Below are 17,172 nucleotides of genomic sequence, written 5' to 3' on the forward strand. Positions count from 1 at the left end.
TTATGGGACAAAAAGTAAATCCGATCGCATTCCGCCTCGCAGTTAGTAAAGACTGGCGTTCGAAGTGGTATGCCAAGGGTAAAGACTACTCAGACAAGCTCCACGAAGACCTCAAGATACGTAAGTATATCAAGGGTCGTCTTCAGTTCGCTGCTCTTTCACGCGTCACTATCGAGCGTGCATGGAACAGTGTTCGTGTAACTATGCACACATCACGTCCAGGTCTTGTGATCGGACGTAAGGGTTCAGAGATCGAGAAAATGACTTCAGACATCACAAAGATTTGTGGTGGCTGCCAGGTGAAGATCGACATCATCGAGATTCGCAAGCCAGAGCTCGACGCACAGCTTGTCGCAGAAAACATCGCCGTTCAGCTTGAGCGTCGTATCGCTTTCCGCCGCGCAATGAAACGCTCACTCCAGACTGCAATGGAATTCGGTGCCGAGGGCATCCGTGTTCGCTGCGCAGGTCGTCTAGGTGGTGCTGACATCGCACGTGCTGAGTGGTACCGCGAAGGCAAAGTGCCTCTTCAAACTCTCCGTGTTCCAATCGACTACGGTTTCGCTGAAGCAGCAACAACATACGGCATCATCGGTGTCAAAGTATGGGTCAACAAGAAGGAAGAAAAGCTAACAGCTGGTGGCAATAACCGCAATGATCGTGGTGGTCGTGGTCGCCGTCCAGGTGGTGACCGCCGCGAGCGTCGTCAGGGCTAATCTCTATATAACTTATAACAATTAGGAATAAAGAATTATGCCATTAATGCCAAAACGGACGAAGTTCCGTAAGACTCAGCGTGGAAACCGCGGTGGTAATGCACAGCGTGGAACAGAAGTAAGCTTCGGTGACTTCGGTCTTCAATCACTCGGTCGCTCATGGATGAGTAACCGTCAAATTGAAGCTTGCCGTATCTCCATCAACCGCTTCCTCAAACGTAAGGGAAAAGTATACATCCGTGTATTCCCTCACAAATCTGTCACAGCCAAGCCAGCTGAAACTCGTATGGGTAAAGGTAAAGGCGCTGTTGACCGTTGGGTTGCAGTAATCAAGCCAGGTGCGATGATCTTCGAGATCGCAGGTGTACCTGAAGCCGATGCGAAGGAAGCCCTTCGTCTCGCTTCAAACAAGCTTGGTTTCCGTACTCGTTTCGTTGAGCGTAACAAGCTTATCTCGTAATCGAACTTAAATAACGCGAAATAGAATAAACACTATGTCTACTCAAATTAACGACATCCGCGAGCTTTCCGTTCAAGAGTTGAGCACACGTCTCCGTGAACTCAAGCAGGAAGCCCTCACACTCCGTCTTCAGCAGGCCACAGGCCAGCTAGAGAATACCGCCCGCATCAAAGCAATCCGTCGCGAAGTCGCACGTGTGAACACTGTTCTCACTGAGCTTCGTACTAAGGCTGCTAAATAACCCCACAAAGGATTAAAAACATGAGCGAATCAAACACTACTAAGCCAGGTTTACGCAAGTCCCGCGTCGGCGTTGTTGTTTCCACAAGCATGAACAAGACTATCGTAGTAGAATACGTAGCTCGCGTTCCGCACCCACGTTTCAAGAAAATCGTTAAGCGCACGAAGAAATTCTATGCTCACGACGAAACTGGTCAAGCTGCTGTTGGCGACAAGGTGCGTATCACCGAGACAAAGCCTATCTCTAAGCTTAAGTGCTGGGAACTTACAGAAGTTCTCTCCCACTAATCAACTCAAAGGATTCGGCGTCCCATCAACGGGGCGCGACCTCCATCTCTGTAACAATCTAACTGATTACAAATATATGATTCAAATGGAATCCTCGTTCGCGATCGCTGATAATACTGGCGCGCGTTCCGCAAAAATGATTGGTGTCCTCGGAACTCGTTCCAAGGTTGCTAACGTTGGTGACATCATCACAGCTCACGTCCGTGAAGCTATCCCTACTTCTACTATTAAGAAGGGAGCAGTTGTGAAATGTGTTATCGTTCGTACCGCTGCACCTGTTCGTCGTAAAGACGGTTCAGTGCTTCGTTTCGATGGCAATGCTGCAGTCATCATTGATAAGGACAACAACCCTAAAGGTACTCGTATCTTCGGCCCTGTTGCTCGTGAACTCCGTGAAAAGCAGTTCATGAAAATCGTATCCCTCGCTCCAGAGGTACTCTAATTCTAACGAACTGAACTATCATGGCACACGTAAAAAAGGGTGACAAAGTACAGGTCATCGCAGGCAACCACAAAGGTAAATCTGGCACTGTAACTTCTATCAATGAAGCTAAGCAGCGCGTTATCGTTGAAGGTGTCCGCAAGATCAAGAAGGCTATCAAGCCCTCCGAAGCTAACCAAGAAGGTGGCATCGTTGAAATCGACGGTACAATCCACATCTCAAACGTTAAGAAAGTAGATTAATTCTACTCTCTCTACGAGATTTTCAAAAAGCGGCTCTCTTCACAGAGGCCGCTTTTTTTGTGCTCTAGAACCATAGCTTACTAGGATTGGGTTTTCGTTGAATATTGAGCGCATCTGTGGCGTTGTCACCAGGTGAGCAGTAAGGAGCAAAGATATGAGGATGTGTTTAAGCGTCTCGAGGCGCTGTTGGCGGGAGTGAGCGATGAGGTCGCTTGTCTTTCGACGACAGCCTGTGAGTTATTTCATGCGTTCGAAGAATTTCACTGGGTGGGATTCTACCGAGTGACAGTACCAGGAGAGTTGACTGTCGGGCCATATCAAGGCGGCCATGGTTGTTTAAAGATTAGTTTTGACCGCGGCGTCTGCGGAGCTGCGGCCAGGACCAAGCAAGTGCAGATAGTCAGTGATGTGAATGCAGTCACGGATCACATCGCTTGTTCAACTACGACCCAATCAGAAATCGTCTTACCAGTGGTGGACGTAAATGATGAGTTGCGAGCTGTGCTGGATGTCGATTCTGATGAGCTCGCGCACTTTGATGCTATGGATCAGTACCACTTAGCTAAGGTCTGTGATCTGCTGACGCGAACTTGCTATGTCGTCTCGTAGCTTACTGAGCTGAGTGTGAGCCCATCAGCTGGAGCGCAGTAGGGGGATTTACCATTGGGGAGATCGGCTGATTGATCAAGTAGGTTGAGGTGGTCGTCGAGTCTGAGTCGGCCTTGTGCTGCTTGTACTGCAGCTCCCGTCAAAAGGCGGACCATTTTATAGAGAAATCCATTGCCAGTGAAGCGGATGAGGTAGCCTCCATCGACCGATGTGAGTGAGGCTTCGTTGATGGTGCGTGTGTAGCTTGTCTCTGCTGTTTCGTTGCCACGTAGAGCGGCAAATGCTTTGAAGTCGTGCGTGCCAATGTAGTGCTGGAGCGCTTGCTCTAGAGTAGCTGGGTCGAGTAATCTAGGGAGATGCCAGGCTCGGCCATTGAGCATGGGGTGGAGCACCGGGTTGGTAGCTAGGAAATAGCTATAGGTTTTCGATTTGGCTGAAAAGCGCGCATGGAAATCTTCAGGGACTTCGACGCAATCCATGACTCGGATAGTTTTTGGTAGTTTGGTGTTGAGAGCTGGAACCCAATTGTAGGGATTCATATCAATACCTTCAGGGCTATCAAAATGAGCTATTTGCGCATTAGCATGCACGCCAGTATCCGTTCTTCCTGACCCTTGAATTTTGACTTCTTGTTTGGCAATAGCAGCGAGAGCTGCTTGCAACTTGTCTTGGACTGTTTGTGAACTAGGCTGAGTGGCCCAGCCTGAATACCGGCGCCCGTCGTAGGCTATTGTGAGTTTGAGGCGCATGGTTTCTTTTGTGGAGAAGTTGGCACCCGATGGGCTGAAGGTGAAGTGAATAATGTCACCGAGACACTAAAATACAATTCTTAGATGTCAGGGATCTAAATTCAAATCTTATATGAATCTGTTAGTGTGTTAGATTTACGTTGTCGCTCTCCTCGCTTCAACATACTCCCACATTATATGATATCTGACATGGATGCTCGCGCCATAGTGCGCCTACTTGGAAACACTGCTGCGGTTGAGGGTGGATTATCTGATAAAAAGCGTTTTCTGATGAATGGGCTTTGTGACCTGATAGGAGCTGATGCTTGGTTATGGTCGCTGGGTACTTGGGGGGAGCCTGGTGATCCGCCAGTTTATGTGGGTATTATGCATGGCGGTTTTGATGAGAATAGGTTTACAAAATTATTGAGTATCATAGAGCATCCAGATAATGAGACAATTGTCTCGCCGTGGATCGCAGAAGTGACTCGTCAGAAAAAGCATTCAACCTATAGTCTCACAGATTTAGATGAGGCTGGTTTATTTAGTAATAGTGAAGTTGCTGATCTCATGGAGCAAGCCGACATTGGTGAGCTTTTTCTTAGTGGATATCCAGTTGATGAATCATCAATGAGCGCTATTGGCGTTTATCGTGCTAGCGGCGAAGCCCTGTTCAGCCGTAGGGAGCTTAAGATTGCTCACCTTCTCTTTAAAGAAATCCCTTGGCTTCACTCGGCTGGGTGGTCACAGGAAATGAGCGCCAAAGCTCCAAAGCTCTATCCTCGTCAGAGGGTTGTACTTAATCTGATGTTAGATGGTTTGGGGCGTAAGCAAATTGTCTTTGAAATGCAACTTACAGAAAACACTGTGGCAGGTTACATTAAAGATATTTACAGGCATTTTGGTGTGAGTTCACATGCCCAGTTGATGAGCAAGTTTCTTGTAGGGAATACCTACACTGGTGGACTGTCAACTCGTGCTAGTGGTCATTGTTAGATGCCCCCCCCCAATTAGGGGAATAGACAGAATGATACTATCGTTTATTCTTCAAATTAGCAGAGGGTAATCCTCAAAGCTCATTGATGTAGAAACTAGAAGTGCTGGGTTGTTTGTTAGTTTCAGATGTCGATATCTTTGAAGTGATCTATTTGCTCACTCATCCTAGAAACTTCGCCCCCCCGAATCCAAGCTTAATTTGCGGAGCTAACTTCAATGTTGGCTCCGTGAGTTAGGTTACTTCCTTCAACCTCTCCAATGTTAAAAAATACACCTACTAAGGAAAATCAAGACAGGCCCATTGATCCTCGTTTAGCTGAATTTCTCAGTGACGAGAACCGATACCGACAACAGTTACCCGCAGCCTCACGTGTCGTGTTAGCCATTACGATGAGCTCGATCATCGTGTTTTTGTTACTCTGATTATTGTTGCCGCTCACTAATAAAATTTACCAACAATGTATGAGGGGGGCTGCTAGCATTATTTGTTTCACTTCAATGTTTCTCTCAATCCATCCAATAGCACTCTTCTAAAAAATGAGATCTACCACAGAAAAACAAAAGAAGAAGCAACCCCTAGATCACACCTATGCCGAACTCTTTTCCGATGAATCAAATCAAAAGCAAGAATGCTTTAGATCTGGTATCTTCATATGGGTGTCAATTGGGCTGATTGCCATCCGAACAATTTGGGCCCTATTCTAATAGTTCGTGGTTAGAAGTTAGAGGTTCTCTCTAACCACTTGTGCAAAAGCCAGTTCTAGTAGGAAACTGCTAGAGCTGGTTTTATTTTAGGATTTAACCTCAAGTGTGCCTTCAGTGACGCCGAGTTTCTCCATGATACCGAGGTCTTGCCAGAGCATGTGGCCATCGGTTTTCTTCTCGATGAGTTGCTGGTAGGCTTGGAGTGTGAGGAGGGTGGATTCCTTGTCCTCGTCGAGGAAGTCGATACGGTAGCGGCTGAGGCCGGTGGCGCGGACTTCATCATAGAACCGGGCGCCCGTTTGAGCGCGTCCGTTGAAGAGGGTGTTACGGCAGCCGACATCGGCGGCTAAGGTGTGGAGTTGGCCTACGCGGTCGCGCAATTGGACCTTATGTTTTTCGCATGGACGACCGCAGTCCTTATAGCTGGTACCCGTGCTCATGAAGGTGCAGAACACACAGTGCTCCATATGGAACATGGGCATGTGTTGGTGCAGGGTGAGCTCGAACCACTCGCTCGGAGCTTGGTCGAGCATATCTATGAGTTGCTGGACATTGAGATCGTAGGAGAGAGTGAGGTGATCGAGTGAGGCTCGCTCTTTAAGAATTTTAGCGGTCGCTGGGTTGGCGCAGTTGAGTGAGAAATCGCCAGTGCGGTAAAGCCCATCATGGTCTTCGAAATACCTTACGGCTCCGAGGTTGCGGATTAAAACACCATCTGGCTCAGCTTTGTCTATGAATTTAAAATAGCCTGTTTCTTGCGGCTTTTGAATCCGTGGAGTGGCGAGGTGGATCGTGGCGTCACCGCCGGCGCTGCGGACGATTTCGACAGCTTCTTTGTAGCGGCGGATGTCTTCAAAGTCGGCGTAGATTCGGTTTATCCCGGCTTCTAGTGCTGCTTCGATCTGGTGGGGGTGGCGGGCGAGTGTTGAAAGTTCTGCAGGTGCTGGCTCAGACTCAGGCTTTGTTGGCATGATGTCTGAGAGGGTGAGCTTGGAGATCGCTTTATCGATTATCGGCTGGGCTTCCGCGTGTTGGTCGAGCTTTTCGACAAGTGCTCTTCTTGTGCGGTTGAGGGCTGAAACTGGAATGATTAGACCATCTTCGAGTTTGTTATCTATACTTCCTAATGAGTAGGCTGTGTTGCCTAGTCTGCCGAGTTGAGCTGTGAGTGAATCGGTTGTGAGTGGGCGGTTTTCTGCTGACTGGAGAAGCTCTGATGTGGAGGCTGTGAGTCCGTTGCTCTCGAGGCTGAGAGGGGTTCCCTCAGATCCGGTGACTGTGATTTTGAGACCGCTTTTGACGGGTTCGAGTTTGGCATTTTTCCAAAGTGCTTTCACTTCGGAATTGAGCTTTGGGTCGTCAGTTTTATAAATTTCGATCCCAGGTCTGATCCGGTCCCAGTTGATTCTGCAATGCTTGTTGCTGAAGTTGAGGACGGTGCCCTCGACTGTCCAGATGCGTGAGCCTTGTTCGAGGTCACGGTTCTCACCCGCGTCAAAGACGATGCCATCGCCAGCTTTGAGTCCGACATTGCCTTCTTGGTTAAAGACGATCCAGCCAGGGCCACAGTTCTCGACGGTGCCGACGCGGATACCTCGTTTTTTGCCGTATTTACCGTGGGTCAAATACGGATGATCTGTGCCAGCGAGCCAGCCAGTGGAGAGGCCGCGGGAGAAGGTCATTTCCATCGCGTAGCGTTCATGGTCGGTGATGGTGGAATCGCGCTGGGCCACGGCATCATCGATAGCTTTGCGGTAGACTCGGGTCACGGCCGCCACATATTCAGGAGTCTTGAGGCGACCTTCGATCTTGTAGGAGACCACGCCTTGGTTGACGAGGTCGGGGACGAGGTCGACTGCTGCGAGGTCTTGTGGGGAAAGGAGGTAGCGTTTTTCTCCCATGTCCTGAATTTCTCCATCAATTACGAGTTCGTAGGGCATACGGCATGCCTGAGCGCACTCACCACGGTTGGCGGAGCGTTGGCCGAGAGATTCGGAGGTCAGGCACTGGCCAGAGTAGGCGACGCAGAGTGCTCCATGGACGAAAACTTCGAGCGGGACGCATTCGCTGGGGTTGAACTTATTGATCTCCACCAGTGAAAGTTCACGCGAGAGCACAGCTCGGTCAAGTTTGTAAAGTGAATCGATGAACTCCAGTCCTTCAGGCGAGGTGATGGTCATCTGGGTCGAGGCGTGGATCTCGATGGAGGGAGCCACGGCGCGACAGAGCATAGCGAGCCCGAGGTCTTGGACGATAATGGCGTCGACTCCAGAGCGCTCGAGCAAACGTAGCTGGACTTCGGCATCTTCCAGCTCAGAGGTGAAAATGAGGGTGTTCATCGTCACGAAGCCTTTGACTCCGTGGGCGTGAAGAAAGTTCATTAGCTCGGGCAGGTCTTCGTCAGTGAAGTTGTCTGCGCGAAGGCGGGCGTTGAACCTAGAGAGACCAAAGAAGATGGCGTCAGCTCCATTAGCAACAGCTGCGCGGGCACAGTCCCAGTTACCTGCGGGTGAGAGAAGTTCGGGTGTGCGGTCGTTGTTCATGGTTCTAGAAGTGGTTGGCTTTGCAACACGTTGTTGCTGCGAAGCGGTGGTGGACTGAATCTAGCCCTATTCCAAGCAAAATCAAAGTGTGGCTTGCTACTAAGTCGTAAGTCTAAGGGATTAAAAGGGGTAGAGGGGGGGGGCGAGGGCTGCTACTAGTCGTCACTGCGGAACTCTCCTGGAGACTTGCCTGTCATTCTTTTGACGAAATTCGAGAGCCCAGAGGCTTCAGAGAAACCTGCTTGTTGTGAGATGCTCTCAATCGTCGAGGACTTATCTCGTAACAAGGTAGTGATGGCATTGATGCGCATTTCGCGGATCAATGCAGCAGGGCTAGTGTCGGTGCATTTTTCAAATGCTCTTTCGAGTCCGCGCCGTGATACTCCACAGGCGCTTGCAAGTTTAGTGACGCTAGTGCCCTTGAGCGACTGGGCCGCTAGATAATCGAGAGATTTTTGGTAGGTGAGCATCGACTTGTTGATCTCGTGGCTGGATTCGCGAACCACTGTCTTTGCTGGTTGCAGCATGCTGGGGGCGTCTTGTTCGAGAACTCCCATAGCTTTGGCTAAAGCAACGGCTGCAGCGCGGCCGATGTCCACGCTCCTGAGATCAATGCTGCTGAGCGATGGGCTCGTTGTTTCACAAAGAAGTCTGTCGTTGTCCACGCCGATGACAGCCACCTCATCTGGGATGGAGAGGCCTAATTTATTAGCTGCATTGATCACGTCGATGCCCGCTTGGTCATTACATGCCAGTATCCCGCAGGGCTTGGGGATTGGGGCCAACCATTCGGCGATAGCTTCGACCGCTGCCCAGCTATGGCGCGTTTCGGCAGAAAGGGTAAGGGTCTCATTGTTCACTGCTCTGGCTGTGGCGTAGGAGTGAAAGGATTTTCTACGCGCATCGGACCACACTACGTCGTCCCAGTGGACGAAGCCCCAGTAGCCTAGATTGAGTAAGCTGAATTCTTCGCCAGCCAATCGACCGATGGCTTGGTCGTCTACGTGCGGGCCGTTGATGTACTCGGCTGATTCATCTTCAGTATCTCGGATGAAAATACAAGGGGTGTTGAGTTGAGCGATGGAGCGGGCTAACTCAGGTGTCAGTCCGCGCGCGATGATTCCGTCGAAGCCAGCTTGTTTGCGGTGCTTTTCCAGTTCCTCGGCAGTAATAGATGGTCGGATACAGCGGATGTCCCAGTTGAAGCCCTCGGTGCGCATTGAGAGTACGCCTCTGAGGATTTCACGTGAAATGAAACCAGATGATTCACCAAGAAAGAGGATTTTGAGTTTTTGGTGGGTAGTTTTCAAGGTGTCGTGATTTGAAATTTGAATGACGTAATATCGATGTGATCACAGCTGCGCTGGTGTAAGTCAACAGAAAATGAATTGTCGTTAAATGTAATGATCCGATGCGCAGCATGTGATTGCTTGTCGACATGCTCTTGTGCAGGATTCACGCACGCTAGACCAATTGAACTTTGAGCGCCAACTGGTGCTGTCAGAGTCCACCGTGATGAATGTTTTCATTGATGGAATGATCGGCAATTTTAAGACACAACGATAATGGATGATTTAACGAGAGCAAAAGAAGGTGGATTTGGCACGAAGCTCGCCATTTATGGCAAGATGTCTGGTCCTGGTTGGATTCAGGCCGCTGTGACATTGGGCGGAGGTTCCTTGGTGGGCGCGCTTTATTTGGGAGTGATTGGTGGCTATGAGTTCTTATGGCTGCAACCACTCGCGATGCTCTGTGGCATTGTTATGCTATCAGCTATCAGCTACGTCACACTTTCCTGTGATGAGCGGCCATTCCGCGTGATGGAAAAGAAAGTTTCACCCACTCTTGCATGGGGCTGGCTGATCGCGACCGTTATTGCGGACACCGTATTCTGTGCCGCCCAATTTTCGTTAGGTCGAGGTGCGATTGAGGATAATCTAGGATTCACCCCTGGCCCCTATGTCATCACCGGCTCATTATTCGTACTAGCGATGGCTCTGATCTGTATATCTCAGAAAAACTCGAAAGCAGCAGCGCTCATTGATAATATTCTAAAAGCCCTAGTCGGCATAATCGTCCTCTGCTTCATGGCAGTGGTCGTGACCCTTATTTCCAAGGGAGCCGTGCAGTGGAGCAGCCTATTCTCAGGGCTTATCCCAGATTTTACAGCACTCTTTAGACCCACCGATCAGATAGCAGCGGCAATCTCAGCTACTGGTGATGGCGCTAGTTACTGGACCGAGTACGTTACTGGAGAACAGCGCAGTAAAATTATCGCAGCATTCGGAACAGCAGTGGGCATCAACATGACCTTCCTTCTCCCGTATTCACTTAAGAAAAAAGGCTGGGGAAAACCGCACCGCGAACTCTCGCGCTATGATCTCATGCTCGGTTTGTTTGTGCCATTTGTCCTTGGAGCCTCAGCGCTCGTCATCGCCTCAGCGGCTTCATTTCACGCCAAGCATGCCGATATGATCACCGCTGACGGTAAGCCACTCCCAGGAATGGAAAGTGCGTATTACAAGGTGGTCGATAAGCGTCTTCAGAACGACGTTAGTGGTTTTGCCGAACTAGACGTAGAAGCTAAAGCCGTCCATCGTGAAGGACTAGCACTAGAAGAAAAACAACTCGCCGCGATGCTAGCGAACAGAGGGGCTAAAAACCTAGCAGCCTCACTGAAGCCCTTCCTCGGCGAGAATGCTCAAGTTATTTTTGGAATTGGCGTTTTAGCGATGGCGGTCTCCACATTACTCGTTCACATGATGATGAACGGCTACGCGATAAGCGAAGCATTTAACAAAGTCGGCAACTCGAAGTACTTCGTACTAGGAGCCTCGATGCCAGCAATTGCAGGGCTTTTCTCACCTTACCTTTGGAGTGGCGATGCCAAGGCTGCTATGGCAGTCCCCGCATCGGTGATAGCAACAACCTTGCTGCCGATCGCGTACTTAGCCTTTCTGCTGTTGATGAACTCTAAGTCCGCATTGGGCGACGAGCTTCCGAAGCGCAGAGGCTTGATCAATCTACTCATGGTCATCTCAGCTGGTGCGGCATCGTTCGCATCGATCTGGGCACTCAGCGCTAAAGGAGTTCCAGGAATGATCGGTATGGCCGGACTCGGAGCGCTCGCAGTTATTGGAATTCTTGGCTTCTTGAAGCGGAATAAAGCAGCATAGAGTAAATCTCAAAAAAGAATATATTATGAAATTTGGAATTATAGGAACTGGCATGATCGCAAACTTTCATGCCAAAGCGATCGAAGCGATGGCTGGGGGAACTCTCCATTCTTGTTTTGATCGTAGCCCTGAGCGTGCGACTGAATACGCGGAAGCAAACGGCATCGTGAGCTATGCTACAATGGAGGAATTTCTGGCCGATCCAGAGCTTGAAATAGTCACGATAGGCACACCATCAGGCACCCACCAGGAGCCCGCAATGGCAGCACTGAATGCGGGCAAGCATGTTATTTGTGAGAAACCACTTGAGGTGACACCTGAACGCATCGCTCCTATGATTGAAGCGGCGGAGAAAAATAAGGTCACGCTAGCCGCGATTCTTAACCGACGCTTCAATGAGTCGGTCGTTGTACTGAAGGATGCGGTCGATCAAAAACGCTTTGGCACGCTCTCTCTAGTAGAAGCTTCCGTCAAATGGTTCCGATCACAAGAATACTATGACTCAGCAGGGTGGCGTGGCACATGGGCACTAGATGGTGGTGGAGCACTGATGAATCAGTCTGTTCATATTGTCGACCAGCTTATCCACACCATTGGACCAGTCAAACGACTCACCGCAAGCATGGCGTGTCTGGCACACACAGACATCGAAGTTGAAGACACAGCAGTCGCTATTTTAGAATTTGAAAATGGCGCTAAAGGCGTCATTCAAGGGTCGACCGCTTGTTACTCCTCCACTGGACACCCAGCTGAGGTGAACATCTGTGGGGATAAAGGCAGCGCATTCCTTGCTGACGAGAAGTTTAAAGTCTGGGACTTTGCGGAAGCGCAAGATGTTGACAGCTATGTTCACGCAAACCTTATGGTCGGCGGAGAGGAAGCTGGCTTGGGAGCTAACGACCCCAACGCGATTAACTTCACAGGCCATCAGAGAAACTTCGAAGAGGTGGTAGAGTCTATCGAACAAGGACGCCCTTGCACAGTAAGTGGCTACGAAGCCAGAAAAGCTGTTGAAGTGATCTGTGCTATCTATGAAAGTGCGCGTAACGACGGCGCATGGGTGAGCCTCTAAGTTGAGGGATTGTTCTCACAAAAGCTCATAGTCATACATAATAGAATTATTTTCATGAAACTCACAGGATTCGCTGACGAAGCAGCAAAAGACCTCGCTACTCAAATCAAAGCGACACAGGAGCTGGGATGGCAGTATATTTCAGCACGCGGAATCGATGGGAAAAACATCCACGACCTCAGCGATGCTGCATTTAACAATGCGGTAGAGCAATTGGCTGAAGCTGATATCAAGATCGCAGAATTTGGTTCCCTCATTGGAACTTGGGCAAAGTCGATTCATTCTGATTTTAACATTACGATTGGCGAAATCGAACGCTGCATCGATCGTATGCCCAAACTTGGCACCCAGATCGTTCGCGTGATGTCCTACGCTCAAGAGCCTTGGGGAGAGGAGCAATACCTTGACGAAAGGGTCAAAAGGCTCCGCGAGATTGTAGCGAGATTTACAGACGCTGGGATCACGGTTGCTCACGAGAACTGCATGAACTACGGAGGATTCAGTAGTCAGCATACCTTAGATCTTGTCGAGAAGGTGCCTGGAATGAAGCTCATTTTTGACACAGGCAACCCAGTTTTTCAACGGGATAGATCTATGAGCGAGCCGCAACCGTGGCAAGATGCTTGGCAGTTTTATCAAGACGTGAAGGAGCACATCGTGCATGTGCACATTAAAGATTGCTTCAATCCGTTGCGCGATGGTGTTGAGCCTGAATACGTTTTCCCCGGTAAAGGGCAGGGCTACGTGGAACAGATCATGGCCGATCTCAAGGCTTCAAATTATCAAGGTTTTGTGGCTATCGAGCCTCATGTCGCCACTGTCTTCCATGCCAAATCCGATAGCGTGGACTGGGACCAATGCTACCAAAGTTACGTCGACTACGGCAGAGCTCTAGAAAAAATGACCAGCGAGTAGCGCGTGTTGTCATAAAATGTGGAGTCTCTAGGATACGGCACACCAGATCACGGCAAGCCAAACTGGACTAGGCAATAGAGCAAGATGCCTTTGTCTTGTTTGGAGCGTCGAATCAATACTCGAAGCTACACAGGTGTTGATGGCTGAGCCCATTTCAACGAAATAGTCTTGCGGAGAGGGCTATTAGAGTAACCATATCCCTAAATGAACAAACTGTTTGCCAGCATTCTTTTCATTGGGCTCTGCTTCTGCATGAGTGCAAAATCCAAGCCGATTGATGGCGCTACGGAAGCGTTGTCCAAGGGGATTCATAGGGTGGAAAACACTCGGCTCAGAGTTGTCTCTTACAATGGGTATTGGACCTCGATTTTCCCTCGGGATAATGGCGAGGTCAGAACCAGCGAGTGGATTGATGGAAAAGGCATTGATGGTGAGGCGCGCTTGAACCGGTTTTCTGCATGGGCACCCAAGGCGCATGCGGACATCTGGGCCATGCAGGAAATCATCTACAGTAAAGAAGACGGAGCGGATACCACGGCTGAAGCTATCGGTAAGCATTTCGCCAAAATCACGGGGCAAACCTGGCATGCCGCGGCTGATAGCAAAGGCCGATTGGTGCTGAGTCGCTACCCGATCCTCTGGTCCGGGTCGATCCGAAACGCCCGAGGGATGGCCGCGTTGATCAATCTACCAGACGATGTGGGTGCCGATCTCTTGATGATCAATTTACACTTCTTCACGAAACCCAAGGAAGTGCAAATCAAGCAGGCGACACGGACCTTGGACTTCATCGATTCGGTTCGCCAGGGCGAGCACCCTGAGATTCCCAAGCAAACCCCAATTATGATCTGTGGTGATTTTAACAGCCTTCCTAGCGAAAGACCCTACAACATCCTCGCTAAATTGGCCCGGGATGCAGTGGAGGGAGACGGCAAGCTCAGCCATTTCCACAACCCAAGGCCACGACAGTTGAGCTCCAAGGCCAGAGGGACCTATGGTGAGGTCGCTTGGTCCGGGACAGTCGGCACATCGACTCCTCAACCACCGACCAGAACAATTGACCACATCCTGGCACCCAAGGGCTTTATGGAGCTTCAACAGACTTTTATATTCAATAGCCTGATTCTTCCGGAGAAAACCCTAGCTCAGTATGGAGTCGAGCGAGAGGCCATACTGTTAAGCCGAGAAGGCCGCCATGAAAAAATAGACCATCTGCCAGTTTTTATGGATCTCAAATGAAGCGATGAAACACGCGAGTTTACCCGCTCAGAGTCCCGCCCCTGGAACTGAGTGGTGAAGGTTCTGGATCAGAAGATCTATGTCATGTTCGGCATTTAAATAGCAGTTCACGGAAGCCGAACATTACCCCTTCTCTTTAATGAGAACGATTTCGGCATCGTTCTTTTGAGCCGCACCCGGAGTGCTTCTTCCTTGTTGGATGTACTGCTTCATCAAGGCGTGGAGCTGTTCTACTTTTTCTGGGTTTTCTGTGTACAGATTAGTCGTCTCAGCAGGATCAGCTTCTAGATCGAACAACTGCCACTTTGGATCACCCTTTTTAGCTTTTCTCGGAGTACTCCAACCACCAGATCCACCACAGAAGCAAAGCTTCCACAGGCCTTGGCGGATAGCAAACATGCCTCCAATAGAGTGCATCACGATAGGAGCACGGTCTACTTTGGCTGGATCTTCTAGAGTTGGATAAAATGAAACTGAATCAACTCCTTCTGTAACCTTTTGCTCAGCTCCTACGATATCGGCACAGGTCGCATAAAAGTCTACGAGTGAGGTGATTCTTTGAGTTTTTGAACCAGCCTTCACCACCTTTGGCCAACGGGCGATAGTAGGAACACGGTGTCCGCCTTCGTAGATGTCAGCCTTGTGACCGCGCAGGTCGCCATTCGGCTTGTGCCCCATTTTCACAAGCTCCCCAATTTTCGCTGCTGGCGAACATCCGTTGTCTGTTGAGAATATAACCAGCGTGTTTTCTGAGATTTTATTTTCATCTAAAGCCTCTAACACCTGGCCAACTACCCAGTCAGTTTCCATTAGGAAATCGCCATACTTGCCGATGCTCGACTTACCTAACCAAGCTTTACTTGGAACAATGGGTGTGTGTGGCGAGGTCAGTGGAAGGTAGAGAAAAAAGGGCTTATCCTCTTTTGCTTTCTGATTGATGAAATCAACAGACTTTCCCGCAAATACTTTCAGACACTGGTTGGCTTCGAAGTCCTGCGTGGCGGCGCCTTTTCGGAAAAAAGCTTTGGTCACTGTGGGAATAGCCACCGCTTTATCATTCTCAATGTAGACGTAGGGGGCCATATCGAGAGAGGCTTGGATTCCATAGAAATAATCAAATCCATTCGCGGTGGGGGTGACTGCGGGTTTGGAATAATCAACATCCCATCCGTCTTCAGATTTTGGGTTGCTCTCGGGCTTGAATTGCCAGCCAATCCCCATGTGCCACTTCCCTACCACCCCAGTGTTGTAGCCATTCTCTTTGAGCAATGACGCCACGGTTGACTCTCCTTTTTTGATAAGGGGCTTATCATGTGGAGTGAAGAAAACCGACTTCTGCAGTCGAGTTCTCCAATTATAGCGACCAGTGATCAAGCCGTAACGCGATGGTGTACAAACCGATGCTGTCGTGTGTGCGTCAGTGAAGCGCATGCCCTCTTTAGCTAAACGGTCCAACGCAGGAGTTGCTGCTTTTCCAGTGGTATGTGACACATCGCCCACCCCCATGTCATCGGCAAAGATGAAGATGATGTTAGGTTTGTCTGCTGCTCGTAGAGAAACTAATCCCACCGCACTAGCTATCGTCAATAAAGGTATAAATTTCATGAAATATATCACAGCCATTCCATAGGCTATTTAATTTTTAGGAAGTAGCTGGCGGCCGCCCCACTGAGGAACGGCCAGGTGATAAATAAACCAGCTAAATTCAAACTGTCTGTACTCACTCAGCTCAGCAAGCGCATTCCTCTACATCTGGCTAATAAACTTGCTCTCAAGCAGGGGGGAGTGAGGTGGATTATAGCTTTGTGGGATATTTCTATAAAATAAAAGAAGGGCGACTCGAATTGCATCAGAAGCGAACGACCGGTGCGAGGAGGCATGCAGGTTAGGCCAAAATGTTCAGCTTCGACATTTAAGAAAAAATCCTCTGGGCTGAGAGGGAGGAATGCGGCTGCATGAAAAATTCTGGGTTGTCGTAAAACGTGAAGCAGGAATGCGAAGTGTTTGCTATAAATTCTTTATGGGTTAAGTATACTGAGTAATGACCATATCCTCACTCAATCACAAAGTAGGCTTCGCCTTTAGTGCTGTTCTATTTGTCGCAGCATCGAGCTCTACTGCATTCGCAGAATCAAAGGCTCCAACTGAGCAAAAGGCGACACAGCTCGATGAAGCAATCGCGCTATTTAACGGCAAAGACTTGAGTGGCTGGAAAATTGTCGGTGGTAATGGCCAATTTAAAGTAGAGGATGGCTGCATTGTCGGATTTGGTGAGAATGTCAAAGGCAATACGTTTCTACGCACTGAGAAGACATACACGGATTTCGAACTCACTTTTGAGTTCAAATTCGACGATTGGACAGGTAATTCTGGTTTGATGTTTCGGGCGAATCAAAAACCATCGGACGATGGCAATGGTCGCGTGTTCGGCTACCAATGTGAAGGAGATAACACTGGCCGTAGCTGGACAGCGGGGATCTATGATGAAGCCCGTCGTGGCTGGCTTTTCCCAGTGAAAAAGGGTGGCGATGAGGAAGCCAAAAAGCGCGAAGCATTCACTAAGCAAGGGCAGAAACTTTTTAAGTGGGATGATTGGAACACCATCGTGGTTCGTTGTGAGGGAAACCATATTCAGACCTGGCTCAATGGTGAAAAGCGCGTCGACCTCATCGATGAAGACAAGAAGAACGACACACGCGAAGGCTTCTTCGGACTTCAAGTGCACAGTGGGAAATCCTGTAACGTGCGTTGGAAAAACATCCAGCTAAAGCCGATTCAATCGACCACCAAAGGAAAATAGA

The 17,172-nt window shown here is 49.4% G+C and carries 17 protein-coding genes; 13 read left to right on the forward strand and 4 right to left on the reverse strand.

What is annotated here, in order from left to right:
• Positions 1-2 precede the first annotated feature (2 nt).
• The 7 genes from rpsC (at position 3) to BSZ32_RS11150 (ending at position 2,997) form a co-directional block, all read left to right on the forward strand.
• A complete protein-coding gene (rpsC, locus tag BSZ32_RS11120; protein ID WP_105043475.1) occupies positions 3-716 on the forward strand; it encodes a 30S ribosomal protein S3 in 714 nt (237 codons plus the stop codon).
• Positions 717-753: 37 nt separating this feature from the next.
• Complete coding sequence (gene rplP / locus BSZ32_RS11125; protein ID WP_165788795.1) at positions 754-1,176, forward strand: 50S ribosomal protein L16; 423 nt, start codon at positions 754-756, stop codon at positions 1,174-1,176.
• Positions 1,177-1,210: 34 nt separating this feature from the next.
• Positions 1,211-1,417, forward strand: a complete 207-nt coding sequence (rpmC, locus tag BSZ32_RS11130; RefSeq protein ID WP_105043477.1) for a 50S ribosomal protein L29 — start codon at positions 1,211-1,213, stop codon at positions 1,415-1,417.
• Positions 1,418-1,437: 20 nt separating this feature from the next.
• Positions 1,438-1,704: a 30S ribosomal protein S17 gene (gene rpsQ, locus BSZ32_RS11135; protein WP_105043478.1), complete on the forward strand. Its 267-nt coding sequence runs from the start codon at positions 1,438-1,440 to the stop codon at positions 1,702-1,704.
• Between the two features lie 76 nt (positions 1,705-1,780).
• Complete coding sequence (gene rplN / locus BSZ32_RS11140) at positions 1,781-2,146, forward strand: 50S ribosomal protein L14 (protein ID WP_105043479.1); 366 nt, start codon at positions 1,781-1,783, stop codon at positions 2,144-2,146.
• Between the two features lie 20 nt (positions 2,147-2,166).
• Entirely contained in the window at positions 2,167-2,388 is a 222-nt protein-coding gene (gene rplX / locus BSZ32_RS11145; protein WP_105043480.1) for a 50S ribosomal protein L24, read from the forward strand.
• Between the two features lie 162 nt (positions 2,389-2,550).
• Positions 2,551-2,997 (forward strand): GAF domain-containing protein, encoded by a 447-nt coding sequence (locus tag BSZ32_RS11150; protein WP_206018822.1) that lies wholly within the window; start codon positions 2,551-2,553, stop codon positions 2,995-2,997.
• Here the strand turns inward: BSZ32_RS11150 and truA are convergent.
• A complete protein-coding gene (truA, locus tag BSZ32_RS11155) occupies positions 2,982-3,746 on the reverse strand; it encodes a tRNA pseudouridine(38-40) synthase TruA (RefSeq protein ID WP_105043482.1) in 765 nt (254 codons plus the stop codon). The genes BSZ32_RS11150 and truA overlap by 16 nt on opposite strands.
• Before the next feature lie 189 nt (positions 3,747-3,935).
• Between truA and BSZ32_RS11160 the strand changes: the two genes are divergently transcribed.
• A complete protein-coding gene (locus tag BSZ32_RS11160) occupies positions 3,936-4,721 on the forward strand; it encodes a helix-turn-helix transcriptional regulator (protein WP_165788796.1) in 786 nt (261 codons plus the stop codon).
• Positions 4,722-5,512: 791 nt separating this feature from the next.
• Here the strand turns inward: BSZ32_RS11160 and BSZ32_RS11165 are convergent.
• The gene (locus tag BSZ32_RS11165) at positions 5,513-7,969 is read right to left on the reverse strand and encodes a U32 family peptidase (RefSeq protein WP_105043484.1); all 2,457 of its coding nucleotides are present in this window, start codon (positions 7,967-7,969) and stop codon (positions 5,513-5,515) included.
• 155 nt (positions 7,970-8,124) lie between these two features.
• Positions 8,125-9,279: a substrate-binding domain-containing protein gene (locus tag BSZ32_RS11170; RefSeq protein WP_105043485.1), complete on the reverse strand. Its 1,155-nt coding sequence runs from the start codon at positions 9,277-9,279 to the stop codon at positions 8,125-8,127.
• Positions 9,280-9,534: 255 nt separating this feature from the next.
• Here BSZ32_RS11170 and BSZ32_RS11175 point away from each other — a divergent pair, with 255 nt between their 5' ends.
• The 4 genes from BSZ32_RS11175 (at position 9,535) to BSZ32_RS11190 (ending at position 14,371) form a co-directional block, all read left to right on the forward strand.
• Entirely contained in the window at positions 9,535-11,145 is a 1,611-nt protein-coding gene (locus BSZ32_RS11175; RefSeq protein WP_105043486.1) for a divalent metal cation transporter, read from the forward strand.
• Between the two features lie 25 nt (positions 11,146-11,170).
• Positions 11,171-12,217, forward strand: a complete 1,047-nt coding sequence (locus tag BSZ32_RS11180) for a Gfo/Idh/MocA family protein (protein WP_105043487.1) — start codon at positions 11,171-11,173, stop codon at positions 12,215-12,217.
• A gap of 54 nt (positions 12,218-12,271) precedes the next feature.
• Entirely contained in the window at positions 12,272-13,132 is an 861-nt protein-coding gene (locus BSZ32_RS11185; protein WP_105043488.1) for a sugar phosphate isomerase/epimerase family protein, read from the forward strand.
• Positions 13,133-13,336: 204 nt separating this feature from the next.
• Positions 13,337-14,371, forward strand: a complete 1,035-nt coding sequence (locus BSZ32_RS11190) for an endonuclease/exonuclease/phosphatase family protein (RefSeq protein ID WP_105043489.1) — start codon at positions 13,337-13,339, stop codon at positions 14,369-14,371.
• 123 nt (positions 14,372-14,494) lie between these two features.
• Here BSZ32_RS11190 and BSZ32_RS11195 read toward each other — a convergent pair whose 3' ends face one another.
• Positions 14,495-15,976, reverse strand: a complete 1,482-nt coding sequence (locus tag BSZ32_RS11195; RefSeq protein WP_105044836.1) for a sulfatase family protein — start codon at positions 15,974-15,976, stop codon at positions 14,495-14,497.
• 436 nt (positions 15,977-16,412) lie between these two features.
• Between BSZ32_RS11195 and BSZ32_RS11200 the strand changes: the two genes are divergently transcribed.
• On the forward strand, positions 16,413-17,171 hold the full coding sequence (locus BSZ32_RS11200) for a 3-keto-disaccharide hydrolase (RefSeq protein ID WP_105043490.1): 759 nt from the start codon (positions 16,413-16,415) through the stop codon (positions 17,169-17,171).
• Position 17,172: the final 1 nt, after the last annotated feature.

The sequence above is a fragment of the Rubritalea profundi genome, from assembly GCF_002954445.1.
GTDB classification, from domain to species: domain Bacteria; phylum Verrucomicrobiota; class Verrucomicrobiia; order Verrucomicrobiales; family Akkermansiaceae; genus Rubritalea; species Rubritalea profundi.

Excerpts from the sequence above, each read along its gene's own strand:
- rpsC (WP_105043475.1), top strand. The coding sequence starts at position 3 with ATGGGACAAAAAGTAAATCCGATCGCATTCCGCCTCGCAGTTAGTAAA.
- rplP (WP_165788795.1), top strand. The coding sequence starts at position 754 with ATGCCATTAATGCCAAAACGGACGAAGTTCCGTAAGACTCAGCGTGGA.
- rpmC (WP_105043477.1), top strand. The coding sequence starts at position 1,211 with ATGTCTACTCAAATTAACGACATCCGCGAGCTTTCCGTTCAAGAGTTG.
- rpsQ (WP_105043478.1), top strand. The coding sequence starts at position 1,438 with ATGAGCGAATCAAACACTACTAAGCCAGGTTTACGCAAGTCCCGCGTC.
- rplN (WP_105043479.1), top strand. The coding sequence starts at position 1,781 with ATGATTCAAATGGAATCCTCGTTCGCGATCGCTGATAATACTGGCGCG.
- rplX (WP_105043480.1), top strand. The coding sequence starts at position 2,167 with ATGGCACACGTAAAAAAGGGTGACAAAGTACAGGTCATCGCAGGCAAC.
- truA (WP_105043482.1), bottom strand. The coding sequence starts at position 3,746 with ATGCGCCTCAAACTCACAATAGCCTACGACGGGCGCCGGTATTCAGGC.
- BSZ32_RS11160 (WP_165788796.1), top strand. The coding sequence starts at position 3,936 with ATGGATGCTCGCGCCATAGTGCGCCTACTTGGAAACACTGCTGCGGTT.
- BSZ32_RS11165 (WP_105043484.1), bottom strand. The coding sequence starts at position 7,969 with ATGAACAACGACCGCACACCCGAACTTCTCTCACCCGCAGGTAACTGG.
- BSZ32_RS11175 (WP_105043486.1), top strand. The coding sequence starts at position 9,535 with ATGGATGATTTAACGAGAGCAAAAGAAGGTGGATTTGGCACGAAGCTC.
- BSZ32_RS11180 (WP_105043487.1), top strand. The coding sequence starts at position 11,171 with ATGAAATTTGGAATTATAGGAACTGGCATGATCGCAAACTTTCATGCC.
- BSZ32_RS11185 (WP_105043488.1), top strand. The coding sequence starts at position 12,272 with ATGAAACTCACAGGATTCGCTGACGAAGCAGCAAAAGACCTCGCTACT.
- BSZ32_RS11190 (WP_105043489.1), top strand. The coding sequence starts at position 13,337 with ATGAACAAACTGTTTGCCAGCATTCTTTTCATTGGGCTCTGCTTCTGC.
- BSZ32_RS11195 (WP_105044836.1), bottom strand. The coding sequence starts at position 15,976 with ATGAAATTTATACCTTTATTGACGATAGCTAGTGCGGTGGGATTAGTT.
- BSZ32_RS11200 (WP_105043490.1), top strand. The coding sequence starts at position 16,413 with ATGACCATATCCTCACTCAATCACAAAGTAGGCTTCGCCTTTAGTGCT.